This is a genomic window from Bradyrhizobium sp. UBA2491 (assembly GCF_002341725.1).
Classification (GTDB): Bacteria; Pseudomonadota; Alphaproteobacteria; order Rhizobiales; family Xanthobacteraceae; genus Bradyrhizobium.
This window is the reverse complement of sequence record NZ_DDOP01000059.1, coordinates 30,138-54,662: the sequence shown is the minus strand read 5'-3', so window position 1 is coordinate 54,662 and position 24,525 is coordinate 30,138. Positions and strand designations below refer to the sequence as shown.

The 24,525-nt window shown below is 64.1% G+C and carries 20 protein-coding genes and 1 pseudogene; 14 read left to right on the top strand and 7 right to left on the bottom strand.

The features are described 5' to 3' along the window. The first annotated feature begins 67 nt into the window (after positions 1-67). Together B2W55_RS19230 and B2W55_RS19225 are read left to right on the top strand one after the other, a co-directional pair. Complete coding sequence (locus B2W55_RS19230; RefSeq protein ID WP_029879033.1) at positions 68-1,054, top strand: ABC transporter substrate-binding protein; 987 nt, start codon at positions 68-70, stop codon at positions 1,052-1,054. Positions 1,055-1,440: 386 nt separating this feature from the next. Beyond that, positions 1,441-2,208, top strand: coding sequence for an SDR family oxidoreductase (locus tag B2W55_RS19225; RefSeq protein ID WP_291532270.1), 768 nt, complete (start codon positions 1,441-1,443; stop codon positions 2,206-2,208). A gap of 186 nt (positions 2,209-2,394) precedes the next feature. On the opposite strand, the gene B2W55_RS19220 is transcribed toward B2W55_RS19225, so the two are convergent. Beyond that, positions 2,395-2,694, bottom strand: a complete 300-nt coding sequence (locus tag B2W55_RS19220; RefSeq protein ID WP_024580761.1) for an HU family DNA-binding protein — start codon at positions 2,692-2,694, stop codon at positions 2,395-2,397. A 433-nt stretch (positions 2,695-3,127) separates the two neighbouring features. Here B2W55_RS19220 and B2W55_RS19215 point away from each other — a divergent pair, with 433 nt between their 5' ends. From B2W55_RS19215 to B2W55_RS19200, 4 genes are all read left to right on the top strand, one after another. Further along, positions 3,128-4,741, top strand: a complete 1,614-nt coding sequence (locus B2W55_RS19215) for an ABC transporter substrate-binding protein (RefSeq protein ID WP_024580760.1) — start codon at positions 3,128-3,130, stop codon at positions 4,739-4,741. Between the two features lie 197 nt (positions 4,742-4,938). Further along, positions 4,939-5,919, top strand: a complete 981-nt coding sequence (locus tag B2W55_RS19210) for an ABC transporter permease (protein ID WP_024580759.1) — start codon at positions 4,939-4,941, stop codon at positions 5,917-5,919. Beyond that, positions 5,919-6,749: an ABC transporter permease gene (locus B2W55_RS19205; RefSeq protein ID WP_024580758.1), complete on the top strand. Its 831-nt coding sequence runs from the start codon at positions 5,919-5,921 to the stop codon at positions 6,747-6,749. Before B2W55_RS19210 ends, B2W55_RS19205 begins: the two co-directional genes overlap by 1 nt. After that, complete coding sequence (locus tag B2W55_RS19200) at positions 6,746-8,371, top strand: ABC transporter ATP-binding protein (protein ID WP_024580757.1); 1,626 nt, start codon at positions 6,746-6,748, stop codon at positions 8,369-8,371. The genes B2W55_RS19205 and B2W55_RS19200 overlap by 4 nt, the downstream gene beginning before the upstream one ends. A gap of 26 nt (positions 8,372-8,397) precedes the next feature. On the opposite strand, the gene B2W55_RS19195 is transcribed toward B2W55_RS19200, so the two are convergent. Beyond that, entirely contained in the window at positions 8,398-9,765 is a 1,368-nt protein-coding gene (locus tag B2W55_RS19195; protein WP_024580756.1) for an NAD(P)/FAD-dependent oxidoreductase, read from the bottom strand. Between the two features lie 128 nt (positions 9,766-9,893). Between B2W55_RS19195 and B2W55_RS19190 the strand changes: the two genes are divergently transcribed. The 6 genes and pseudogenes from B2W55_RS19190 to B2W55_RS19165 form a co-directional block, all read left to right on the top strand. After that, positions 9,894-10,748, top strand: a complete 855-nt coding sequence (locus B2W55_RS19190; protein WP_024580755.1) for a VOC family protein — start codon at positions 9,894-9,896, stop codon at positions 10,746-10,748. A 195-nt stretch (positions 10,749-10,943) separates the two neighbouring features. Then, positions 10,944-12,266: an ABC transporter substrate-binding protein gene (locus tag B2W55_RS19185; RefSeq protein ID WP_024580754.1), complete on the top strand. Its 1,323-nt coding sequence runs from the start codon at positions 10,944-10,946 to the stop codon at positions 12,264-12,266. Beyond that, positions 12,263-13,201, top strand: a complete 939-nt coding sequence (locus B2W55_RS19180; RefSeq protein WP_024580753.1) for a carbohydrate ABC transporter permease — start codon at positions 12,263-12,265, stop codon at positions 13,199-13,201. The genes B2W55_RS19185 and B2W55_RS19180 overlap by 4 nt, the downstream gene beginning before the upstream one ends. Positions 13,202-13,212: 11 nt before the next feature. Beyond that, positions 13,213-14,037, top strand: a complete 825-nt coding sequence (locus tag B2W55_RS19175; protein ID WP_024580752.1) for a carbohydrate ABC transporter permease — start codon at positions 13,213-13,215, stop codon at positions 14,035-14,037. A gap of 493 nt (positions 14,038-14,530) precedes the next feature. After that, positions 14,531-16,864: a TonB-dependent siderophore receptor gene (locus B2W55_RS19170; protein ID WP_024580751.1), complete on the top strand. Its 2,334-nt coding sequence runs from the start codon at positions 14,531-14,533 to the stop codon at positions 16,862-16,864. Between the two features lie 123 nt (positions 16,865-16,987). After that, positions 16,988-17,244, top strand: a pseudogene (locus B2W55_RS19165) (carbohydrate ABC transporter permease); the annotation flags it as partial. 90 nt (positions 17,245-17,334) lie between these two features. Here B2W55_RS19165 and B2W55_RS19160 read toward each other — a convergent pair. Then, positions 17,335-18,201, bottom strand: a complete 867-nt coding sequence (locus B2W55_RS19160; RefSeq protein WP_024580750.1) for a hypothetical protein — start codon at positions 18,199-18,201, stop codon at positions 17,335-17,337. A 239-nt stretch (positions 18,202-18,440) separates the two neighbouring features. Beyond that, a complete protein-coding gene (locus B2W55_RS19155) occupies positions 18,441-19,118 on the bottom strand; it encodes a cysteine hydrolase family protein (RefSeq protein WP_024580749.1) in 678 nt (225 codons plus the stop codon). A 193-nt stretch (positions 19,119-19,311) separates the two neighbouring features. Between B2W55_RS19155 and B2W55_RS19150 the strand changes: the two genes are divergently transcribed. Continuing rightward, positions 19,312-20,325: a formamidase gene (locus B2W55_RS19150; protein WP_024580748.1), complete on the top strand. Its 1,014-nt coding sequence runs from the start codon at positions 19,312-19,314 to the stop codon at positions 20,323-20,325. Positions 20,326-20,328: 3 nt separating this feature from the next. Here B2W55_RS19150 and B2W55_RS19145 read toward each other — a convergent pair whose 3' ends face one another. Continuing rightward, positions 20,329-21,387, bottom strand: a complete 1,059-nt coding sequence (locus B2W55_RS19145; protein ID WP_024580747.1) for a YeiH family protein — start codon at positions 21,385-21,387, stop codon at positions 20,329-20,331. 86 nt (positions 21,388-21,473) lie between these two features. On the opposite strand from B2W55_RS19145, the gene B2W55_RS19140 reads away from it, so the two are divergent. Then, the gene (locus tag B2W55_RS19140) at positions 21,474-22,445 is read left to right on the top strand and encodes a LysR family transcriptional regulator (RefSeq protein ID WP_024580746.1); all 972 of its coding nucleotides are present in this window, start codon (positions 21,474-21,476) and stop codon (positions 22,443-22,445) included. Here the strand turns inward: B2W55_RS19140 and B2W55_RS19135 are convergent. Together B2W55_RS19135 and B2W55_RS19130 are read right to left on the bottom strand one after the other, a co-directional pair. Further along, a complete protein-coding gene (locus B2W55_RS19135) occupies positions 22,393-22,614 on the bottom strand; it encodes a hypothetical protein (protein ID WP_024580745.1) in 222 nt (73 codons plus the stop codon). The two genes, B2W55_RS19140 and B2W55_RS19135, sit on opposite strands and share 53 nt — an antisense overlap. Positions 22,615-22,923: 309 nt before the next feature. Further along, positions 22,924-24,174, bottom strand: a complete 1,251-nt coding sequence (locus B2W55_RS19130; RefSeq protein ID WP_162487052.1) for an allantoate amidohydrolase — start codon at positions 24,172-24,174, stop codon at positions 22,924-22,926. Positions 24,175-24,525 lie beyond the last annotated feature (351 nt).

The window sequence follows — 24,525 nt, the reverse complement described above, 5'->3', positions numbered from 1 at the left end:
CATAGACTTGGTCGAACGCTGCCGCGCCTTCCGCCGCGCAGCGAATGAATCAGAAAGAAAACGGCATATGCGCAAACTGACCCGTTCGGGCCCTCCCCATACCTTTACCCGCCGCACCGCGGCCGCGTTGATCGCCGCCGTGATCACGCTGTCGACGTCGGCTGCGGCGTTCGCCGCCGACGCGATCGTGCTGCGCGTCGGCGACCAGAAGGGCGGCAACCGCTCGCTGCTTGAGATCTCCGGTCTCGCCAAGGACCTGCCCTACAAGATCGAGTGGTCGGAATTCCCGGCCGCCGCGCCGATCCTGGAGGCGATCAACGCCGGCGCGCTCGACGTCGGCTATACCGGCGACCTGTCGTTCCTGACGGTCTACGCATCGGGCGCGCCGATCAAGGCGATCGGCGGCACGCGGTCCGACGCGCGGACGCAGGCGATCCTGGTGCGCGGGGATTCGCCGATCAAGTCGGCGGCCGACCTGAAGGGCAAGCGGCTTGCCGGCACGCGCGGCGGCTGGGGCCAGTTCCTGATCAACGCGACGCTGGAGAAGGCCGGCAGCCGGATCGAGGATGCGACCTTCGCCCCGCTCGGCCCGGTCGACGCCAAGATCGCGCTGCTCGCCGGCTCGATCGACGCCTGGGCGGTGTGGGAGCCCTACATCTCCTATGCGACGCTGAAGGACAAGGCGCGCGTCGTCGCCGACGGCGAGGGCCTGACGCCGACCATCACCTTCATCGTCGCCTCCGACAACGCGATCACGACCAAGCGCGCCGCGGTGCAGGATCTGGTGCAGCGGCTCAACAAGGCGCGACTGTGGTCACTCGACCACCTCGCGGAATATGCCAAGAGCACGGCCGAGCTCACAAAACTGCCGGAAGACGTGCTGCTCGCCGCCTACACTGCGCAGAAGACGAGCCCGATCGCGATCGACGAGGCCGTGGTGAAGGAGGTGCAGGCAGCCTCCGACCGCGCCACGCGCTACGGCATCCTCGGCAAGACGCTGGACGTCAGCAAGGCGGTCGACCGCAGCTTTACGGCCGGCGCGAGCTTGAACTGAGAGCAACCCGCACCCCGCGTCATGCCCGGCCTTGTGCCGGGCATCCACGTCTTGGCTTCCGCGGGAGAAAGACGTGGATGGCCGGGACAACCCCGGCCATGACGCAAGCCCGGCCATGACGCAAGCCCGGCCATGACGAACGTGGAGGCAGTTCTGCAAAGCGGTTCGCTGCCATGTGCGATCGCCCTACCTGTCAGGGTGAGGGAGCTTGACGGCCGCGCTCATCTCACCGCGCAACCCGGAGGCCTCCGATGCCCGGTCCGCTCCATCTCGCCCTGATTGTCACGGCACACCTGCTCTGCATGACCTTGTTGGTCGCGCTGTCGGTTTGATAGCGTTGTCTCCGGGACCTTGATCCATCGGAGAGAACAACAATGAACCTATCGATGAAAGACCGCGTCGCGGTGGTCACCGGCGGCAGCAAAGGTATCGGGATCGCGGTGGCGCGGCGGTTTGCGGAATCCGGCGCCAAGGTCGCGATCCTCGCCCGCGGCGCCGCCGACCTCGCGGCGGCGCGCGAGGCGCTCGCCAAGGACGGGCTGGTCGTGCGCGACTATGTCTGCGACGTCGCGAAGGCGGCCGATATCAAGACCACCCATGACAAGATCGTCGCCGATCTCGGCAAGATCGACGTGCTGGTCAACAACGCCGGCACCGCGCGCACGCTGGCCTTCGAGAGCATCAGCGACGAGGCCTGGCAGGAGGACCTCGACCTCAAGCTGTTCGCCGCGATCCGCTTCAGCCGGCTGGTCTGGCCGGGCATGAAGCAGCGCAAATGGGGCCGCATCATCAACGTGCTCAACACCTTTGCCAAGGCGCCGGCCGGCAACTCGGCGCCGACCTCGGTGTCGCGTGCAGCCGGCATGGCCCTGACCAAGGTCATGGCCAATGAAGGCGGCGAGCACAACATCCTGGTCAATGCGCTGCTGGTCGGCCTGATCATGAGCGATCAATGGGTCAAGCGGCACGCTGCCCAGGCGCCTACCACGGATTTCGAGGAATTCGCCAAGGGCCTGGCCAAGGGCACGCCGCTCGGGCGCATCGGTACGGCGGAGGAGTTCGCCAACCTCGCCTGCTTCCTGGCCTCTGAGCAAGGCTCCTACATCACTGGCACCGCTATCAATGTCGACGGTGGCCGCTCGCCGGTGGTTTAGAACTCCGGTGATCCAGAACTCCGGTCCTGGCTGAACCAGGACCGGAGCTCCGGATGCTTGCTTCGGCACGTTTCCACATGCGAGCCGGTGTCCATTTCGCTCGAACACTCTCGCGGGCAGGCAACCTACTGCGGCTGGCTAACGGCCCAAAAGCAAAAGGCCTCCGTCACCGGAGGCCTTTTCATCTTAAACCGCGTCCTTGGCGGCCTTGACCGGCCGTGCGCGGACGATCTTCCGGGCCGGCTTGGCCTTGAACATCATCTCTTCGCCGGTGAAGGGGTTGGTGCCCTTGCGCGCCTTGGTCGCAGGCTTCTTGACCACAACGAACTTCGCGAAGCCGGGGACGAGGAACACCCCGGCCTTCTTCAGCTCCTTGTGGCCGACATCGACGAGCGAGTCCAAAACGTTCTTGACGTCGCGCTTGGAGAGTTCGGTGGTGGTCGCGATCTTCTCGATCACTTGCGACTTCGACAGTTGGGTAACCATGGTTGCTCCATTGATTCTGGAGTGGGCACGATATGGCGGAAAACGCCGAGAAAAACAGTGTTTTCTGCACTCACCCCAGCAATATCGCTGTGGACAGCCCCCGAATCGGGGATTTTTCCAGTGTTTTTTACAGTCAAGGTGCTTCCGACCCCTAAAATTACAGCGTTTGCGCGGCTTCGGGGCGCCCGAAACGGCTCCACGAGAGAATCACTTCAGGCATCTCGCGCCGCCGGTGCACCATCACGCGGCGCGCAATCCGGGTTGCGCAGCATGGCGAGATGCCACTTCAGGTTTCGGAAATGATCGTCCAAAAGGCCGAGGCATTAGAAAATGACTTGGGTTCTCATTCCAAGGTAACATCCGGGCAAGGCGGCCGCGATCAACCAGCCGGCCGCCCGATACAAGCCTTTATTGACGTTCCGGAGACCCGCGTATGGATTTGAGCCGCCTCGAGATCAACCGCCGCACGGCCCTGCTGACCTCGGCCGCGATTGCGGCCAATGTCATCAATCCGATGCGGGCGTTCGCGCAGGAGACCCCGCGCAAGGGCGGCGTGTTCAACGTCCATTACGGCGCCGAGCAGCGCCAGCTCAATCCGAGCCTCCAGGCCTCGACCGGCGTCTACATCATCGGCGGCAAGATCCAGGAGAATCTGGTCGACCTCGATGCCCAGGGACAGCCGGTCGGCGTGCTCGCCGAGAGCTGGGAGGCTGCGCCCGACGGCAAGACCGTCACCTTCAAGCTGCGCAAGGGCATCACCTGGCACGACGGCAAGCCGTTCACCTCGGAGGACGTCGCCTTCACCGCGATGAACATGTGGAAGAAGATCCTCAACTACGGATCGACGCTGCAACTGTTCCTCACCTCGGTCGATACGCCCGATCCGCAGACCGCGATCTTCCGCTACGAGCGGCCGATGCCGCTGAACCTGCTGCTCCGCGCCCTGCCCGACCTCGGCTACGTCTCCGCCAAGCATCTCTATGAGAGCGGCGATATCCGGCAGAACCCGACCAACCTGGCGCCGGTCGGCACCGGTCCGTTCAAATTCGTCAAATATGAGCGCGGCCAATACATCATCGCCGACCGCAATCCGGATTACTGGCGGCCGAACGCGCCCTATCTCGACCGCATCGTCTGGAAGGTGATCACCGACCGCGCCGCCGCGGCCGCCCAGATGGAGGCCGGCGAGCTGCATTACAGCCCGTTCTCGGGGCTGACGATCTCGGACATGGCCCGGCTCGGCAAGGACAAGCGCTTCATCGTCCAGACCAAGGGCAATGAGGGCAACGCCCGCACCAACACCATCGAGTTCAACTTCCGCCGTAAGGAACTGTCCGACATCCGTGTCCGTCGCGCCATCGCGCACGCGATCAACGTGCCGTTCTTCATCGAGAATTTTCTCGGCGATTTCGCCAAGCTCGGCACCGGCCCGATCCCCTCGACCTCGACCGACTTCTATCCCGGCCCGAACACGCCGCAATATCCCTACGACAAGGCCAAGGCGATCGCGCTGCTCGACGAGGCCGGCTTCAAGGCCAGTGGCGGCAAGCGCTTCGCGCTGAAGCTCTTGCCGGCGCCATGGGGCGAGGACATCTCGCTGTGGTCGACCTTCGTGCAGCAGTCGCTCGGCGAAGTCGGCATCCAGGTCGACATCGTACGCAATGACGGCGGCGGCTTCCTCAAGCAGGTCTATGACGACCACGCCTTCGATCTCGCCACCGGCTGGCACCAATACCGCAACGACCCCGCGGTCTCGACCACGGTCTGGTATCGCTCCGGTCAGCCCAAGGGCGCACCGTGGACCAACCAATGGGGCTGGGAGGACAAGACCGTCGACAAGACCATCGACGACGCCGCCACCGAGGTCGATCCGGTGAAGCGCAAGGCGCTGTATGCCGATTTCGTCAAGGAGGTGAACACCGAGCTGCCGGTCTGGATGCCGATCGAGCAGATCTTCGTCACCGTGATCACGGCCAAGGCGCGCAACCACTCCAATACGCCGCGCTGGGGCTCGGCGAGCTGGCACGATCTCTGGCTGAGTGCGTGAGGCCTGCTCCCCCTCTCCCCGTTCTTCACGGGGAGAGGGTTGGGGTGAGGGGCTCCCTCCGCGAGCTACGAGCATGGACAGACCTATACCCCCTCACCCGGATTGCATCTGACGATGCAATCCGACCTCTCCCCGCAAGCGGGGCGAGGTAAGTAGAGGCCAGTGGTCACTTCACGCGAAAACGCTATAGATAGCTTATGCGTATCCTGAGCCTTGCGGGGCGGCGGCTCGCCGCCTCGATTCCGACCCTGTTCCTGATCCTGATCGGCGTGTTCCTGCTGTTGCAGCTCGCGCCGGGCGACACCGTCGATGCGCTGATGGCGCAGATGGGCGGCGGCGATGCCGCGACCGCCGAGGCGCTGCGGAAATTCTACGGGCTCGACCTCTCGGTTCCGGCACAGCTCGGCAATTATCTGTGGCACCTGGTGCGGCTCGATCTCGGCTTCTCCTCGATCTACGGCAAGCCGGTGGCGACCGTGATCCTGGAACGGCTGCCACCGACCATCCTCTTGATGACCGCCTCGCTGTCGTTCGCATTCTTCTTCGGCCTCTTGTTCGGCGTGATCGCATCGCGCGGCGTCAACCGCTGGCCGGACACGCTGATCTCCACGCTTGGCCTGATCTTCTATGCCACGCCCTCGTTCTGGTTCGGGCTGATGGCGATCGTGGTGTTCTCGGTCTATCTGCAATGGCTGCCGCCCGGCGGCTTCGAGGACATCGGCAACGTCCAGACCGGGATCTGGCGCGTCCTCGACATCGCCGCGCATCTGGTGCTGCCGACGCTGACGCTGGGGCTGATCTTCCTTGCGATCTATCTGCGCATCATGCGCGCCTCGATGCTGGAGGTCCTGAACCTCGATTTCGTCCGCACCGCCCGCGCCAAGGGCCTGGACGAGACCCGCATCATCACCCGCCACGTGCTGCGCAACGCGCTGCTGCCGATGGTGACGCTGATCGGGTTGCAGGCCGGCACCATGCTCGGCGGCTCGGTCGTGGTGGAAAGCGTGTTCTCGCTGCCCGGCCTCGGCCGCCTCGCCTATGAATCGGTGGTGCAGCGCGACCTCAACACCCTGCTCGGCATCGTGTTCGTGTCCGCGCTGCTGGTGATCGCCGTGAACTTCGTGGTCGACCTGCTCTACGCACGGCTCGATCCGCGCATCGCGGCGGAGGGCGCGTGATGGACGCGGTGAAACGCTACTTCCGCAGCCCGGCAGCGGTGATCGGCCTGATCCTGCTGCTGCTCGTGATCGCGATGGCCGTCAGCGCGGGCATGCTCTATCCGCGCGATCCGCTGGCGCTGGCGGGGCGGCCGCTGATCTGGCCGTTCTCCAACCCGCGCTTCCTGCTCGGCACCGACAATTCCGGCCGCGACATCGCCGCCCAGATCTTCTACGGCGCGCGGATCTCGCTGCTGATCGGCGGCGTCGCCACCGTGATCGCGATCCTGATCGGCATCCTGGTCGGTGCCTTCGCCGGCTACTACGGCGGCTGGGTCGACAATGTCTTGATGCGGATCACCGAGGCGTTCCAGACCCTGCCGAACTTCGTGTTGTTGCTGGTGCTGGTCGCGGTGTTCGGCTCGACCCTGACCACGGTGACCATCGCAGTCGGCGTGGTGTCGTGGCCGGCGCCGGCGCGGCTGACCCGCGCCGAGTTCCTGTCGCTGCGCAACCGTGAATTCGTGCAGGCCGGCAAGACGCTCGGCATGAAGGACATCCAGTTGATCCTCGGCGAGATCCTGCCCAACGCGCTGCCGCCGGTCATCGTCTATGCCAGCGTCGTGATGGCGGTCTCGATCCTGCTGGAAAGCGCGCTCGCCTTCCTGAGGCTGTCCGATCCCAATGTCGCCTCCTGGGGCAATCTGATCGGGCTCGGCCGCGACGTGCTCCGCGTGCAGTGGTACGTCTCGGCGATCCCCGGCATCGCGATCCTCGTCACCGTGCTGGCGGTGTCGCTGGTTGGCCAGGGCCTCAACGATGCGCTCAATCCGAGGCTGAAGAGCCGATGAGCGAAGCTGTCCTTTCGCTCGACGGCCTGACCGTGCGGCTACCCAAGGGCGCCGATCGGCCGCATGCGCTGTCCGATGTGTCGCTCTCGATCGCGTCGAACGAGATCCTCTGCGTGGTCGGCGAGTCCGGTTCCGGCAAGTCGATGATGGCCAACGCCATCATGCGGCTGCTGCCCAACGAGGTGACGATCGAGCAGGGCCGGATGTTGTTCGAAGGCCGCGACCTCTGCGCCGCCGATAACGCCGCCATGCGCGAGGTGCGCGGCGCCGGCATCGCGATGATCTTCCAGGAGCCGATGACGGCGCTCAATCCGCTGCGCACCATCGGCGACCAGATCGGCGAGATGTTTGCGATCCACACCGGCCTGTCCAAGGCCGAGATCAGCGCGCGGGTGCTGGCGCTACTCGAGGACGTCCGCATCCCCGATCCTAGGGCGACGGCAAAGGCCTATCCGCACGAATTGTCCGGCGGCCAACGCCAGCGCGCCATGATCGCGATGGCGCTGGCGCTCGATCCGAAGCTCCTGATCGCGGACGAGCCGACCACCGCGCTCGACGTCACGACGCAGGCGCAGATCCTGAAACTGATCCGCGACCTGCAACATCGCAGGAAGACCGCGGTATTGTTCATCACCCATGATTTCGGCGTAGTCGCCGAGATCGCCGACCGCGTCGTGGTGATGCAGCACGGCGCCATCGTCGAGCAAGGCGCCGCCGACAAGGTGCTGAACGATCCGCAGCATCCCTATACGAGGCAATTGATTGCCGCCGTGCCGCCGCTGACGACGCCGCCGCCGCGCATCCTCTCCGGCAAGACCATCCTGACCATCGACGGCGTCGCCAAGACTTACCGCACCGGCGGCTTCCTCGGTCGCGGCGCGCGGATCACGGAAGCCGTCAAGAACGTCTCGCTGCGGCTGCCGCGCGGCGCCACGCTCGGCATCGTCGGCGAGTCCGGCTCGGGCAAATCGACGCTCGCGCGCTGCATCGTGCGGCTGATCGATCCCGACACCGGCTCGATCGTGCTCGACGGCAAGGACTGGGCGAAGCTCAGCCGCGAGGATGTCAGGCGCGAGACCCGCCACATCCAGATGGTGTTCCAGGATCCGTTCGCCTCGCTCAATCCGCGCCGCAAGGCGGCCGAGCTGGTGGCGCAGGGACCGATCGTGCACGGCACGGATCGTGTCACCGCGATCGCCGAAGCACGGAGGCTGTTCGAGCTGGTCGGGCTCGATCCCTCCGCCGGCGACAGATTCCCGCACGAATTCTCCGGCGGCCAGCGGCAGCGCATCGGGCTCGCACGGGCATTGGCGCTCAGGCCCGACGTGCTGGTCGCGGACGAGCCGGTCTCGGCGCTCGACGTCTCGGTGCAGGCGCAAGTGCTGAAGCTGCTCGCAGCGCTGCGGCAACAGCTCGGCCTGTCCATCATCTTCATCACCCACGATCTGCGCGTCGCCGCGCAGATCTGCGACCTCATCGCGGTCATGAAGGACGGCGCCGTGGTCGAGCAAGGGTTGACCACCGAGGTGTTCGGCAGGCCGCAGCATCCCTATACGCAGGCGCTGCTGTCGGCGATCCCCGGCGGCGACTTCACGCGCAAGCGCGATGCCTTGATCGCCTGATCAGGCCATGCGCTCGGCGGCGGTCCTCATCTGGAGCGGCGCGAGGCGAGCACATGCTCCGCCCAGCGCAGCAGCTCGAAGCGATCGCCCTTGACCAGCTCCTGGGCGTCGCGACGGCGATAGAGCACCAGCATCCACGGCGCGAGCTTGCGCAACAAGCCGTGCGCCACATACTGCACCGGCTCGGTGAACGGCAGCGCCAGCTCGCTCTCCGGAACGCCCTGGACCGCCCGCGCCAATTCGCGGCCGAGCGGGATGGTCAGCGCGACGGCGCGGCCGTTGCAGCCGGTCCAGCCATAGGCGTTCGGTCCGAGCCGATGCATGCGCGGCAGGAAATCCGCGGTCATCCCGACATAGCCGTTCCAGACATAGTCGAAGGAGACCTCGCCGATCTGCGGCCATAGCCGTTGCAGCCGCTCGGCCACCCGCGCCTTCAGCCGGCCGGTCTTGTCGCCCGGCCCGAGCACGGCGCCGCCGGTGACGAGCCGGTTGCGAGCATCGTAGCGCGCGAAATACAGCTCGCCATGGGTGTCCGACATCGCCTGCCGGCCGGGGATGATGGTCTTGCGGACATTGTCCGACAGCGGCTGCGTCGCCATCTGCCAGGACAGCACCGGCATCACCTCGGTCGCGATCTCCGGCACCAGCGATTTCGCGAACTCGCCGCTATAGGCGTTGGTCGCGACAACCAGCGCGCGGCCGGAGATTTCGCCCTTCTCGGTCTTCACCACCCAACGATCGCCGCGGCGCTCGAAACTCGTCGCAGGCGAACGGGCATAGATCCGTCCACCCAGGCCGAGCACGGCGCGCGCAAGGCCGCGCGCCAGCGCCAGCGGATTGACGTGGCCGCCGCTCCTGTTCCAGAAGCCGCCGTACCATGCGTCCGAGCCGAGCATGTCCCGGGTCTGCTCGCGCGACAGCAACTCGACCGGCGCGCCGAATTTCGACCATTGCTGTACCCGCCGTTCCGCGATCTTGATACGTCCAGGCGAATGCACCGGCTGCACCCAGCCGGCCTGCTCCTGTTCGGCTTCGATATTGTAGCGCTTGACGACGTCGAACAGCATGGCCGCGCTGTCGCGCAGCATCGCGACGAAACGCTCGCCGGCCGCGCCGTGCCGCTTGATGATGTCATCTGGGTCGGGACGCGACAGCGTCGGGATCACCTGCCCGTTGTTGCGGCCCGAGGCGCCCCAGCCGGGATCGGCGGCCTCGACGATCGCGACGTCGACATTGGCCTCGCGCAGATGCAATGCGGTTGACAGCCCGGTGAAGCCACCGCCGATGATGACGACATCGGCCTGCTGCGTACCGGTCAATTCGGGGCAATCGGGGCCTGACGGCGTCACCGCCGCCCAGAGTGAATTGGGCCAGCGCACGGCATTGCTGCTCATCATGATCCTTTCTTGCGGGTACCCGGTCATTCTGGTTAGCTTTAACGCATGATCCGGAAAAGTGCGTAGCGGTTTTCCGAAAAGATCATGCTCAAGCAAGGTCCTCATTCCAGCCGGGAAGACAACAAGTGGCACTCAAGAACGTCATCGGAATCGATCACGCCGTGGTCATGGTGAAGGACCTCGACAAGGCCGCCGAGAACTACAAGCGGCTCGGCTTCACCGTGTCGCCGCGCGGCACCCACAGCGCGCATATGGGATCGGGCAACTACACCATCATGTTCGACCCCGACTACATGGAATTGCTCGGCGTGCTGACGCCGACCGAACACAACGCCCCGGCGCGCGCCTTCCTGGAGAAGCGCGGCGAGGGCATCGAACGGATCGCGTTCACCGCGGTGGATTCCGCTGCCGGTGCCGAAGAGATCCGCGCCCGCGGCTATCCGCCGATCGGGCCGACCGATTTCGAGCGCCCGGTGACGTTGCCTGATGGCACGGTCTCCGCGGCAAAATTCCGCACCTTCCAATGGCCGACCGCCGAGGCGCCAGGCGGCGTCCGCATTTTCGCCTGCCAGCACAAGACCCGCGAGACGGTGTGGATTCCCGAATTGATGACGCACGCCAATGGGGCAAAGCGTCTCAAGCAGGTGCTGATCGTCTCGCCCGATCCGGCAGCCGACGCCGCGCATCTCTCCAGGATGATCGACATCGCCGTGCGGACCGATGCCGACGGCGCCGTTGCGGTGCCGTCCGGCGGCGACCGCGCCGATTTCGTGTTCCTGACCAGGGATCAGCTCGGCAAGCGTTATCCTGGCGTGTCGCTGGACGGCCTGTCCGAGCGCGGCGGCGCCGGTCTCGTGATCGCGGCCGATCTTGCCGCGACCGAAAAGGTGCTGGGCGCAACCGGCGTGAAGAGCGGCAACGGCATCACCGTGCCGCCGGCTGCCGCGAACGGCACCCTGCTCGCCTTCGTCATGGCCTAGCTGCCCGACGTCGCGCGGCGCGGCATCATGCGGCGCCGCGCCACACGCGGCACTCGTGCATCGATGCGATTCCTGATTGCATCGATGCCGTACCCGCATCGGTTGATGCACGAGCGGTCCGGAAAAGCGGTGTTCACTTTTCCAGATCATGCTCTACTATCTCTCCCAAATAAGAACCGTCCCAGGGAGAGAGACATGTCGCATCACCTGATCTCGCGCCGGCAAATGCTGGCGGGCACGGCCGCCGCTGGCGCGGTTGGATTGACCGGATATCCGGCCCGCGCCGAGGTCAACTGGAAGAAATATTCCGGCACCTCGCTTGAAGTCAGCCTCGCCAAGGGACCGCGCGGCGACAATCTGCAAAAATACATCAAGGAATTCACCGAGCTCACCGGCATCAAGGTCGAATCCGAGCAGGTCCCGGAGCAGCAGCAGCGCCAGAAATGCGTGATCGAGCTGTCCTCGGGCAAGCCGAGCTTCGATGTCGTTCACCTCAGCTATCACGTGCAGAAGCGGCAATTCGAGAAAGCCGGCTGGCTCGCCGACATGTCTGGTTTCCTCAAGGATCCGAGCCTGACGCTACCGGATCTGGTCGAGAGCGATTTCTCCGCGGCCGGCCTGCAATATGCGCGCAACGACAAGGGCCAGATGCTGTCGCTGCCGTGGTCGGTCGACTATTTCATCCTCTACTACAACAAGGAGTTGTTCCAGAAGAAGAACGTCGAGGTGCCCAAGACGCTGGACGAAATGGCGGTCGCCGCGGAGAAGCTCACCGACCCCAAGGAAGGCGTCTACGGTTTCGTCGGCCGCGGCCTGCGCAACGCCAACATGGCGATGTGGAGCAACTTCTATTTGAACTATGGCGGCGAGTTCCTCGACGGCAAGGGCAACATCCTGTCCGACGGTCCCGAGGGGATCGAGGCAACCAAGCTCTATCAGCGATTGCTGACCAAGGCGGCACCTCCCGGCGTCGCCGGCTTCAACTGGATGGAGTCGATGGCTTCCTTTACCCAGGGACGCGCCGCGATGTGGATCGACGCTACCGGCTGGGCGCCGCCGATCGAAGATCCGACCGCCTCGCGCGTACCCGGCAAGGTCGGCTACACCGTGGTTCCGGCCGGCCCCAAGGGCCACTTCTCATCGACCTACGGAGACGGCCTCGGCATCGCCGCCGCCAGCAAGAACAAGGAAGCCGCCTACCTGCTGTGCCAGTGGGCGGTCTCGCGCGGCCAGGGCACGCGCCTGATCCAGGCCGGCGGCGGCGTGCCGTTCCGCAGCTCGATCGTCGACGATCCCGAGGTCGCCAAGGGCGTCAGGACCAAGGAATGGCTGCAATCGGTGATCGATTCCTCGAAGATCTCGAAGCTTGGCCTGCCGGTGATCATCCCCGTCGCCGAGTATCGCGACATCGTCGGCGCCGCGCTGACCGCGACGCTGTCGGGCGCCGATCCCGCCACCGAGCTGAAGAAGGCGCACGATCAGTTCCGCCCGATCCTGGAGCGCAGTGAAAAAGCGTGAGCGTGGTGACACAAGCTTCTCCGGCCGCGGCCCAAACCGCCGCGCCGGAGCGCCAATGGCGTAAGCCATCCTACTGGCCCTTCGTGATCCCGGCTCTGGTCGTGGTGCTCGCGGTCATCATCTTCCCGTGGGTGTTCACGATCTGGATGAGCTTCCAGGAATGGAAGGTCGGCTCGCCTACCGTCTTCGTCGGGCTCGCCAATTATTTGCGACTGCCGACCGATCCGCGCTTCGTCGAGGCGGTCGGCCACACGCTGTCCTATACCGCGCTGTCGGTCGTGCTGCCGCTGGTGTTCGGCACGCTGGCGGCGGTGGTGTTTCACCAGAAATTTGCCGCGCGCGGTTTCCTGCGCGGCATCTTCATCATGCCGATGATGGCGACCCCGGTGGCGATCGCGCTGGTGTGGACCATGATGTTCCACCCACAGCTCGGCGTGCTGAACTATCTGCTCTCGCTGGTCGGCATCCCGCCGCAGCTCTGGGTGTTCAACCCGACGACGGTGATCCCCTCGCTGGTGCTGGTCGAGACCTGGCAATGGACGCCGCTGGTGATGCTGATCGTGCTCGGCGGCCTCGCCGCGATCCCGACCGAACCCTATGAAAGCGCGCAGATCGACGGCGCCAGTTTCTGGCAGGTGTTCCGCTTCATCACGCTGCCCTTGATCATGCCGTTCCTGTTCATCGCCGGCATGATCCGGATGATCGACGCGGTGAAGAGTTTCGACATCATCTTCGCGATCACGCAAGGAGGACCCGGCTCGGCGTCGGAGACCATCAACGTCTATCTCTACAGCGTCGCCTTCGTCTATTACGACCTCGGCTACGGCTCGGCGATCGCGGTGGTGTTCTTCCTGTTGATCGTGGCACTGGCGGCGCTGCTGCTCTATTTGCGCAAGCGCCTGCTGTGGACCTCGCAGCTCGGGAGCGAGGCATGAACCCGCGCTATATAGCTTTGCGTCAGATCCTGGGCCGGATCGGGCTGTGGCTGTCGGTGTTCGTCATCGTCTCGCCGGCGATCCTGTTCTTCCTCTGGATGGCCTCGCTGTCGCTGAAATTCGAGATCGACAACGCCTCCTATCCGCCGGTGTTCTTCCCGGAGCATATCGCCTGGAAGAACTATGCCGACGTGTTCGCCTCCAACCGCTTCCTGACCTATTTCACCAACAGCCTCGTCGTCACCGGCTGCGCAACCGGACTTGCGATGCTGGTCGGCGTGCCCGCGGGCTACGGCATCGCGCGGATGGCCGCGCATAAATCGGCGATCGTGATCCTGATCGCCCGCATCACGCCGGGCCTGTCGTATCTGATCCCGCTGTTCCTGCTGTTCCAATGGCTCGGCCTGCTCGGCACGCTGGTGCCGCAGATCATCATCCATCTCGTGGTGACGGTGCCGATCGTGATCTGGATCATGATCGGCTATTTCGAGACCACGCCGCTCGAGCTGGAAGAAGCCGCGCTGATCGACGGCGCGACGCGCTGGCAGGTGTTCCGCCATGTCGCGCTGCCGATCGCCAAGCCCGGGCTTGCGGTCGCCTTCATCCTCGCGGTGATCTTCTCCTGGAACAACTTCGTGTTCGGCATCGTGCTGGCCGGGCGCGAGACCCGCACGCTGCCGGTCGCGGTCTACAACATGATCTCGTTCGACCAATTGAGCTGGGGCCCGCTCGCCGCCGCCGCGCTGATCGTGACCGCGCCGGTGCTGCTGCTCACCGTGCTGGCGCAGCGGCAGATCGTAGCCGGGCTGACGGCGGGCGCGGTGAAAGGCGGCTGAGGTACGACGAGATCAGGTTGAACCATCGTGCTCCAGCTTCGTGTTTGCGCACGATCTTCTCGGACGACCGCCTCGCACCGTCCGGATCACAGGGCAATGTGAGCCGTAGGCCGTCGCGGGTCGCCTCGCCAAAAATATCGAAAACAACCCCATGCAAAGGAGCCGCCGGCGGCCGACGCTCGGCCGAGCACGTTTGCGACGGCACCTCAAGCCGCACTGCCGCTGACGCCAATGCCCCGAATCCAACTTCTGTTCGGCAGCGTAGCGCACATACCGGGCTTGCAACTGGTTCGACACATCCGTGATGCGTGAAGAGCAGCGATTCGACGATATCGATGTAACGCCAAATCATATCGGCAAGGCGCCACATTGCCATCATGTATCGAGAACCCGCCATCATTAGACGGATTCTATCAGCACGAACATTGCGAAGAGAAAGGCGGTGCCGCACTAGCCGAAGCACTGATGTGATTTCGTTGAGGGTTGGAAGACAATGCAGAAGCTTGTTGCTGGAGCGCGATTGCTCTCGGCTTTTTCGATCAGCGTTTCCGTGATCGCTCTTACCCTCGGTTCGTCCACGTCGCCCGCGAGCGCGCAGGCCAGCCTCCCACCAGTCACCGTCGATGCTCCGATCCAGCGACCCGCCGCCCGCGCACTGCCCTCCCGCAGCGCCAAACTGCGGTCGAGCCGACGGCCAACGACGGCCCGCGCGAAGCGTGAGCCGACAAATTCTGCTTCGAGCGCACCGCGCGAAACCGCGTGGGGGCACGTTGATGGCTATGTTGCCACCCATAGCGCCACGGGCAGCAAGACCGATACCCGGTTGATTGAAACGCCGCAGGCGATCTCGGTTGTCACCGCCGATCAGATCAAGGATCAGGGTGCGCAAAGCGTGGCTCAGGCACTGAACTATACGTCGGGCGTGGTTGCCGAACAGCGCGGCGTCAACATGAGCGGCTTTGAATATCTGACCGGCCGCGGCTTTCAGCTCGAGAAGTATCTCGACGGCTTGCGAATGCCGAACGTCGCCTACAACCTGCCGTCCTATGAAGTCTACAATCTGGAGCGGATCGAGGTGCTGCACGGTCCTGCTTCGGTGCTCTACGGACAGGGTTTTCCCGGCGGACTCGTCAACCTCGTCAGCAAGCGTCCGACCGACAAGGCATTCGGCGAGATCAATGTCTCCGCGGGCACCTACAATCTCGGCGCCACGTCGATCGATACGGGCGGCCCCGTCGACAAGGATGGCAAGCTGCTTTACCGTTTCACCGGCGTATTCCGCGACAACGATACGCAGGTGGACGGTACGCATGAGCAGCGCGTCTCCGTCGCGCCGGCCATCACATGGCGACCTGATCTCGACACCACACTCACGGTGCTGGCGAATTATCAGAAGGATCCGAACGCTGGTTACTACAATTTTGTCCCCGCGGTGGGCACCGTGCTGCCCAATCCGAACGGACAGATTTCACGGTCGCTCAATCCCGGTGAGCCCGGCTTCGACCGTCACTCGCGCGAACAGTATGGCATCGGTTACCTGTTCGAACACAGACTCGACGACAATCTGACCGTTCGCCAGAACCTGCGCTACACCGGCATCAAGGACGACTTGCTGAACGTGTTCGCCTACGGGCTCGGCGCTGACAACCGAACGCTCGGACGCTACGCATTCTTCAACAATGAAAGCCTGACCCAGCTCACCAATGACAACCAGATCGAGGCAAAATTTGCCCTCGGCGCAGTGAAGCACACGGCGATCGTCGGTTTCGACTATCAGAACATCAAGTACAACGAACTCTACGGCAACAATTTTGCCGTGAACGGTCTGGATGCCTTCAACCCCGTCTATGGAGCACCGGTCGCACTTCCGACGCCAGGCGGCAGCGACGATGCCCGGGTGACCCAGGCCGGACTATATGCGCAGGATCAGATGAGCCTGGGCGGGTGGCGCTTCATGATCAGCGGTCGGCAGGACTGGGCGGCGGCGCACGATTTTGACCGCATCAACAACGTCAAGACCGACCAGTCCGATAGCGCATTTACCTGGCGTACCGGTGTGGTTTATCTCTTCGACAATGGTGTCGCGCCCTATGCGAGTTATGCGACGTCTTTCCAGCCTCAAATAGGCACCGCCTACGGCGGAGCGGCGTTCAAGCCCACCACCGGCGAACAGTATGAGATTGGCGTCAAATACCAGCCGATCGGCTGGAACAGCTTCGTCACCGCAGCGCTGTTCGATCTGACCCAGCAGAACGTGCTCACGCCCGATATCACGCCTGGCCATATCGGCTTCAGCACCCAGACGGGAGCCATCCGCTCGCGCGGCCTCGAACTCGAGTGGCACGCGAAGTTCAACCGCAACCTGGACGTCGTGGCGGCCTACACTTATCTCGACAACATCGTAACCGCGTCGAACGACACGACGTCGCTGTTCTCGATCAACGTTGGCACCCATCCGGTCGGTATTCCGCGCAACACGGCGTCCCTCTGGGCCAAGTATGCATTCCTCGATGGTCCCGCCGCCGGCCTGGGAGTTGGTGTCGGCGTGCGCTACGTGGGCAACACCTACGGTACTTACACGAATGTCTGGACCGGCGTTTCCGGTCTCGGCACCACACCGTCGCTGCTGCCAGACTATGCGCTGCTGGACGCGTCCGTGACCTACGATTTCGCAGCCAGGTCGCCTGCCCTCAAGGGCTTCTCGCTGGCGGTAAACGCCCGAAATCTGTTCGACAAGACCTACGTCTCGTATTGCCAAGGCGTTGGGCTTTGTCAGTATGGCATGGGCCGAACGGTATTGGGCACACTTACCTATCGGTGGCAGTGAGGGTGTGAATGCCGGCGCGATCGACAGCTCAGCCAGACGGACCGCAAATCGGCAATGGGCTCGATCTCCGGCTTTCGCGACGCACGCCGCCGGCGGCGGATGATGCAGAATCTGGACTGACCGCGAGCCGGGCTTGCGGTCGCCCTCATGCTCGCGGTGATCTTCTCCTGGAACAACTTCGTCTTCGACATCGTGCTGGCCGGGCGCGAGACCCACGCGCTGCCGGTCGCGGTTCACAACATGATCTCGTTCGACCAATTGAGCTGGGCCCGCTCGCCGCCGCCGCGCCGATCGTGACGGCGCCGGTGCTGCTGCTCACCGTGCTGGCGCAGCCGCAGATCGTGGCCGGGCTGACGGCGGGTACGGTGAAGGGCGGCTAAGGCCTGAGCAGCGGACAGGAGAGGCACGCTTCATCATGTCGGCTGAGGGCCAAAAGCGGTCGTCGGTCTGAACCATGGCTTCAGAACACACTACTTGCGCCGCCATGACTCGATCAACGCCGCGAGCTTGCCGTCGAGCACCTCGTCACCCTCGGCTAAGCCTGATTGGTATCCAAGCCAATAATTGCCCACCAGCGCGTGAGTTATACAGAATCTCTCGCTGTTAACGTGACAGACGACAAGCCGCGTGAGCTGTCCGTTCAAGTTCAGGCGAGCGAAGTAGTGATGGACCAGCGTACGACCGCCAGGCTGCGCAAAGCTCAAGTCGAACGATTGATACCCATCGCGGTCAAGACCCCTACTCATCTGAGACTGGTATTCACGCCACGATTTTAAGTCGGGATCAGCATCGCTGTTCTCGCTGGGTAAAACATGGACACTCTGAATGAAACCACAGCCTACGTCGTCGCGCCCTAAGAGATTGGAAAGACAGAGATCCGCAGAGAAGCCAACCTCCTTTGGCATTTTCTCAAGGGGCACCCCGGGGCTAGTCGCCACATACTTCCAAGGTACCCAAAAGGTTTCCTGGCCGGCATGCCGCTCGAAATATTCCGGACCAGGTTTCACAAACGAACGAGCAACCGGGATGCCGGCAACGGCGACACCCCAAATCGCAACCACCAATGCGGACGCGGTGGCTCGAAACTCCAAAGCAAGCGCGATTGAAGACGCAACTGCGGCAAAAGCAACCGAGGCAAGAAATATCCAGGAGGCGTCATTATCGTACTTGTCAAATGGGATCTGCGGACTTGCTGCGAAGTAAGTCAGGTCTATGGCCGTAACCACAACGACCGAGAGGCAAATCGGGATCGACACCACGAAAAGAAGCCAGCCGATGACGACGAACGTCCCGGCGCGACTGCGAAGAATTCTCCCGACTTGCACGAAACCATCCAAGAGTTGTGGACCAATCGTCGACAACCCTTAGCGGAAGACGTCGCCAATGACTAATAATACCGTGGCCATCTCGCACGGTGTGCTTCTGCGAGGCGTTATCCCCGACGTCGGGTCGAGTGTCTGCTTCGACCATGAAAAGCGGGCGTCCCGGAGTCCGGAGCATGCGCCCCAACGCTTCCGCGCCGCAAACGCGATAGGTAGCGCCCCTATTCGCGGCCGCAGCCCAATCTCATCTCGCTTCAACCTCCGAGCGCCTCCAGCACCGCGGCTGAATCAGTGACCCACCCAAAAATGCCGCCCTGGGCCTTGATCATCTTCAGGCCCATCTCGTGGAATTCCGGAAAGTAGGACGCGCAGCCGTCCGCGATCACGACACAGCGGTAACCGCGGTCGTTGGCCTCGCGCACCGTGGTGTTGACGCAGACCTCGGTGGTGACGCCGCAGACCAGCAGATTCTCGATGCCGTATTTTTGCAGGATGTCAGCGAATTCGGTGGCGTAGAATGCGCCCTTTCCGGGCTTGTCGATCACGATCTCGCTGTCCTGCGGATAGAGCTCGGGAATGATGTCGTGGCCCGCCTCGCCGCGGATCAGGATCCGTCCCATCGGCCCGGGATCGCCGATCCGCAAGCTCGGCGCACCACGCTCGACCTTTGCCGGCGGCGCGTCGGAGAGATCGGGCAGATGGCCCTCGCGGGTATGGACCACGAGCAAGCCGGCGTCGCGCACCGCCGCGAGCACCGCGGCAATCGGCTGCACCGCGCGGGCGAGCTGGCTGACGTCATTGCCGAGGGTTTCGCCGAACCCGCCGGGCTCCATGAAATCGCGCTGCATGTCAATGATGACGAGCGCGGTCTTGCTCCAGTCGAGCGTGATCGGCGCCGGCTCCGCCGCGATTGTCCCGCTTGAATTCGCCATGGCGCACTCCCCCGAATGCGAGAAGATCCGCGCTTGATTAAGCAAACCGCGTGCCACTACGCAATCACCGGCAGCTGATTTGCCGATCGTCCGATGCTGCTGGCATGATCGTTGCTAGCTGGGAGCCTGAGCGGACGAGGATCGATCGCTCGCGCAAATGACGCGGTGCGTCGTAATGAGCGGGAGGACAGGCATGAACGGACTTGGCGGTCTCAACAAATCGCCGAATGGCGTCGTGATCGGACTGGTGCAGTTGCAACTGCCCGTGGTCGCGACCAAAGCCGATCTGGCGCGGCAGACCGAGCGCATCGTCTGGATGGTCGGCAAGGCGCGGCGCAATCTCGCCACCATGGACCTGGTCGTATTCCCCGAATATTCGCTGCACGGCCTCTCGATGGATACCAACCCTGAGATCATGTGCCGGCTCGACGGGCCTGAAGTCGCGGCTTTCAAACAGGCCTGCATCGACAACAAGATCTGGGGCTGCTTCTCCATCATGGAGTTCAACCCGCACGGCAACCCGTACAATTCGGGGCTGATCATCGACGATCACGGCGAGATCAAGCTGTACTACCGCAAATTCCATCCCTGGATTCCGGTCGAGCCGTGGGAGCCGGGCGACATCGGCATTCCCGTGATCGACGGACCGAACGGCGCCAAGCTCGCGCTGATCATCTGCCACGACGGCATGTTCCCGGAGATGGCGCGCGAATGCGCCTACAAGGGCGCGGAGATCATGATCCGCACCGCGGGCTACACCGCACCGATCCGCGACAGCTGGCGCTTCACCAACCAGGCCAACGCGTTCCAGAACCTGATGGTAACCGCCAATGTCTGCATGTGCGGCTCGGACGGGTCGTTCGACTCGATGGGCGAAGGCATGGTCGTCAATTTCGACGGCAGCATCATCGCGCACGGCACCACCGGACGGGCCGACGAGATCATCACCGCCGAGGTGCGGCCCGACCTGGTGCGCGAGGCGCGGATCAACTGGGGCGTCGAGAACAACATCTATCAGCTCTGGCATCGCGGCTATGTCGCGGTGAAAGGCGGCGCGATGGATTGCCCCTACACCTTCATGCAGGACATGGTGTCCGGCCGCTTCCGTCTGCCCTGGGAAGACCAGGTCAAGATCACCGACGGCACGTCATGCGGCTTCCCCGCACCGACACGGATGTTCGGCAAGACCGCGAAGGCCGCCGAGTAGCGGCTACTTGAAGAAGTGCACGAGGCCGATGCTCAAGCCGAGCAGCAGCATCAGGGACAACGTGACCGCGGCCGTCACCCGGCCGCCGACGGTCGACAGCACACGAACATCGACGCCAAGCCCGAGCGCGGCCATCGAGACCACGGTGAGGATGGCCGCCGTCTTGGTCACCGGCGCGATCGCGATGTCAGGCACCAGTTGGAACGAACGCAGCGCGGCCAGCACCAGGAAGCCGATGATGAACCAGGGCACCAGCTTGAACGGGCTGATCGACGCGGCCTTTGCGCCGGTGCTGCTCTTGCGGCGCCGCGCCACGAATAGCGACAGCGCGACCACGATCGGGCCCAGCATCAAGACCCGCACCAGCTTCACCAGCGTGCCGATCTGGGTCGAGACGATGCCGGCGGGCACGGTCGCCGCCAGCACCTGCGGCACGGCATAGACCGTGAGCCCGGCGAGGATGCCGTATTGCGTCGCCGTCAGCTTCAGCAGCGGAATCAGCAGCGGCAGGCCGAGCACCATCAGCACGCCGAGAATCGCGGTGAATGAGATCGACGAGGCGATGTCGTCGCCATCGGCCTCGATCACCGGCGCCACGGCCGCGATCGCGGAATTGCCGCAGATCGAATTGCCGCAGGCGATCAGGATCGCGAGCTTGCTCTTCAGCCCGAGCAGGCGAGCGAGGCCATAGCTCACGGCCAGCATGATGACGACGGTCGCAGCGATGGCGCCGATCAGAAGCCCGCCCGACGCCACGATCGCGGCGAAGCTGATGGAGGCCCCGAGCAGCATCACGGCGACCTCGAGCAACTGCTTGGCGCTGAAGGCGATGCCGGAGCGCCAGCGCTCGGACGGCTCCCAGGCGGTGCGCACGGCCATGCCGAGCAGGATGGCGACGACCAGGGCCTCGATATAGGGGTGGTCGAAAACCCGCTCCTCGACGGCCTGGACGCCGAGCGAGATGACGGTGACCACCCCGCAGAGCAGAATGCCCGGAATGAGCAGGAATATGCGCTTCAGCGCCCCCTGCTGCTGCCCTTGATGTTGTTCTTGTTCCGGCACGAAATCCTCTTTTCGGAGAAGATTTTATGCGCCAGACCCCACTCCTTGGCTAATATCTTTTCGGACTGCCCCGATAGAGAGAAGTTATGTCCCTCAACCTGCACCTGCTCCGCCTGTTCGCGGCGGTGGCGAAAAGCGGAAGTTTCTCCCGCGCCGCCGACCTGCTGCACATCAGCCAGCCCGCGATTTCCAAGGGCGTGCGGGATTTCGAGTTGCAGGTCGGCTGCCGGCTGCTCGACCGCACGCCGAAGGGGGTGCGGCCGACCCGGGAGGGCGCGGCGCTGGCCCGGCATGCCGAAACGCTGTTCGCGGCCGAGCGCGCCGCCGAGGACGAATTGCAGGCGCTGCGCAACCTCGACAGCGGCTCGCTGCGGATCGGCGCCAGCACGACGATCGCGACCTACATGATCCCGGAATATCTCGGCGTGTTCCACCGCGCCTTTCCCGGCATCGACCTGCATGTGGTGAGCGCCAATACCAGCGACATCGCGGCGCTGATGCTGGGGCACGAGGTCGAGAGCGCGCTGGTCGAGGGACCGGTCGAGGACGAGAACCTGATCAGCGAGGCCTGGCGCACCGATGTGATGGCGCTGATCGCGGCTCCGGATCACCGCTTCGCGGCGGTGCAGGGGCCGATCGACATCCGGTCGCTGAACGATGAGATCCTGATCGTGCGCGAGCCGGGTTCAGGCACCCGCGAGGTGGTCGCGCAGGCGCTCGCCGCCCACCGCGTCGAGCCGCAGCGAACCCTGGAAATCGGCAGCACCGAGGCGATCAAGCAGGCGGTGGCTGCGGGTGTCGGGGTGGCGATCGTGTCGGTTGCGACGATCGACGATCAGGTGAGGCTCGGGAAGCTCAAGGTGATCCCGATCAAGGGCGTCCATATCGAACGCACGCTGTGGCAATTGAAATCGCCCGGCCGGCTCGACGTGCCGGCGGCGGTCGCGTTCGAGGGCATCATTCGAGAGACAAAGGGTACGAAGGCGACGCCCCGCGCGTCGTCCGCTAAAGTGCGGCGAACAGACCCTGCGCCCACGCCACGGCATGCTCGAAGCTGAACACGCCGGGTTCGAAATAGACCGCCCGCGCCAGCACGATGCCGACCACCAGCACCCAGAACACGCTGGTCCCCGCCGTCTTCAGCCATTTCGACACGCCCGCGCTCGCGATCGAAGGATCGACCGCGGGAACCGGCTCACCGAAGGGATCGAATGTGGATTGGCTCATCATCGTGACCATCTGGAACGTGAGGAGAATGTCGCGACGACGGGGTCGGAAGCAAGGGTAACGAAATGCCTTTTGCCCGCGTCGGTTGGAAAGGCCTTTTCCGTCGCATGGCCCGCGGAGAGTTTCCTTCTCCGGCGGCGAAAACGGCCAACTGGACCAGGAATTCTGGCGCCAAACGGCCGGCGCAGCTCCCTCAGCCGTCATTGCGAGCGACGCGAAGCAATCCATCGATCGGCAAACGCGGAAAGATAGATTGCTTCGTCGCTATCGCTCCTCGCAATGACGGAGGCTGGCACAACAGATCTTGTCTCAACCAGCCTGCGCTCGGAAATTCTCGACAAATCGCAGCAGCACAAGCGCGCCGGTGTTGGCGTCTTCCAGCGCGACATGCTCGGCCGGATTGTGGCTGACGCCGCCGCGGCAGCGCACGAAGATCATGCCGATATCGGCGACATCGACCATCGCCATGCCGTCGTGCCCTGCCCCGCTCGGCAGTTCGAACACGGCGTGCCCCTCGGCCGCGACGGCGGCCGCGAGCTGCGTCTTCAGCCAGGGCGCGCAGGGCACGCTGCGGTTCTCATGGGTGACGTCGATCTGCAAACCGAGTTCGCGCCGCCTGGCGATCGCCTCGACCTGCCGCACGATGTCGGCGACGGCGCGTTTGCGATGCATGTCGCTCTGCGAGCGGATGTCCATCGTGAACGACACCTTGCCCGGGATCACGTTGGTGGCGCCGGGCATGGCGTCGATATAGCCGACGGTGCCGACCAGGCCAGAATCGTCGCTCCTGCAAAACTGCTCGATCGCAACGATGCATTCGGCGGCGCCTGCAAGCGCATCGCGCCGCAACGGCATCGGCACGGTGCCGGCATGGCCCGCAACGCCGGTGAGGTTGGCGGCGAGCCGGGTCGCGCCTGAAATCGCGCTGACGACGCCGACCGGCAGCTTCTTCTGTTCGAGCACCGGGCCCTGCTCGATATGCAGCTCGACATAGCCGAGCAGTTCGCGGCGCGCGCGGGCCGCCTTGCCGATATGATCGGGATCGAGCCCGAAGGCGATCAGCGCATCGCGCATCGATATGCCGGCGCGATCGCGGCTGTTGAGCACGCTCTCGTCGAACGTGCCGGCCACCGCGCGGCTGCCGAGCAGGGTCGAGGCGAAGCGCACGCCCTCCTCGTCGGCGAAGCCGACGATCTCGATCGCGAACGGCAACCGCCTGCCGCGCCGGTTCAGATCGGCGACGCAGGCGATCGCGGTGATGACGCCGAGCGGGCCGTCCCATCGGCCGGCATCGCGCACGGTGTCGTAATGCGAGCCAAGCACCAGCGCCGGCAGCCCCGGCCGCTCGCCCTCATAACGGCCGCAGACATTGCCGATCGCATCGAGATGCGCGCTCATGCCGGCCTCGCGCATCCAGGACAGGATCAGATCGGCCGCCTTGCGGTGTTCGGGCGTGAGGAAGACGCGGGCCAGATGCTCTGAAGTCTCGGAGATTGCCGCGAGTTGATCGATCCGCGCCACGATCTCGGCGCCAAAGGCGGACGGTTTGTTCTCGCTCATGGTCTTTCCCATCAGTCCAACCCGGGCCCGAAGTCCGGCTGCATGGCCTCACTCGTAGCAGGCCCGATCCGATTGACCAGCCGGCAAATCACCGAACCCCAACCACGCCGGTAGCCGCCGCCGGCCGGTTACCGACTGCTTAACGCCATTGCATACAACGACGATAGATCGCCTATAAAATAGGCATATCGACATCGATCGAGCTCTGATCAACCTCACATTGCTCAGTGTTACCTTGCATATTCAGATGCTTACGGAGCCATGATCGCCAAACGTGCTCTGGCACGAAGCTTGCGACACTCCCTCAAGCGACGCCGTTATGGCGGCTGCGACAAGGACAGGCGGGCCGGA

Bases quoted from the DNA above. Each gene is read 5' to 3' on its own strand.
- B2W55_RS19135 (WP_024580745.1), bottom strand. From the start codon at position 22,614: ATGAGCCAATCCACATTCGATCCCTTCGGTGAGCCGGTTCCCGCGGTC.
- B2W55_RS19200 (WP_024580757.1), top strand. From the start codon at position 6,746: ATGAGCGAAGCTGTCCTTTCGCTCGACGGCCTGACCGTGCGGCTACCC.
- B2W55_RS19210 (WP_024580759.1), top strand. From the start codon at position 4,939: ATGCGTATCCTGAGCCTTGCGGGGCGGCGGCTCGCCGCCTCGATTCCG.
- B2W55_RS19215 (WP_024580760.1), top strand. From the start codon at position 3,128: ATGGATTTGAGCCGCCTCGAGATCAACCGCCGCACGGCCCTGCTGACC.
- B2W55_RS19130 (WP_162487052.1), bottom strand. From the start codon at position 24,174: ATGAGCGAGAACAAACCGTCCGCCTTTGGCGCCGAGATCGTGGCGCGG.
- B2W55_RS19150 (WP_024580748.1), top strand. From the start codon at position 19,312: ATGAACGGACTTGGCGGTCTCAACAAATCGCCGAATGGCGTCGTGATC.
- B2W55_RS19140 (WP_024580746.1), top strand. From the start codon at position 21,474: ATGTCCCTCAACCTGCACCTGCTCCGCCTGTTCGCGGCGGTGGCGAAA.
- B2W55_RS19230 (WP_029879033.1), top strand. From the start codon at position 68: ATGCGCAAACTGACCCGTTCGGGCCCTCCCCATACCTTTACCCGCCGC.
- B2W55_RS19195 (WP_024580756.1), bottom strand. From the start codon at position 9,765: ATGAGCAGCAATGCCGTGCGCTGGCCCAATTCACTCTGGGCGGCGGTG.
- B2W55_RS19185 (WP_024580754.1), top strand. From the start codon at position 10,944: ATGTCGCATCACCTGATCTCGCGCCGGCAAATGCTGGCGGGCACGGCC.
- B2W55_RS19225 (WP_291532270.1), top strand. From the start codon at position 1,441: ATGAAAGACCGCGTCGCGGTGGTCACCGGCGGCAGCAAAGGTATCGGG.
- B2W55_RS19170 (WP_024580751.1), top strand. From the start codon at position 14,531: ATGCAGAAGCTTGTTGCTGGAGCGCGATTGCTCTCGGCTTTTTCGATC.
- B2W55_RS19205 (WP_024580758.1), top strand. From the start codon at position 5,919: ATGGACGCGGTGAAACGCTACTTCCGCAGCCCGGCAGCGGTGATCGGC.
- B2W55_RS19155 (WP_024580749.1), bottom strand. From the start codon at position 19,118: ATGGCGAATTCAAGCGGGACAATCGCGGCGGAGCCGGCGCCGATCACG.
- B2W55_RS19220 (WP_024580761.1), bottom strand. From the start codon at position 2,694: ATGGTTACCCAACTGTCGAAGTCGCAAGTGATCGAGAAGATCGCGACC.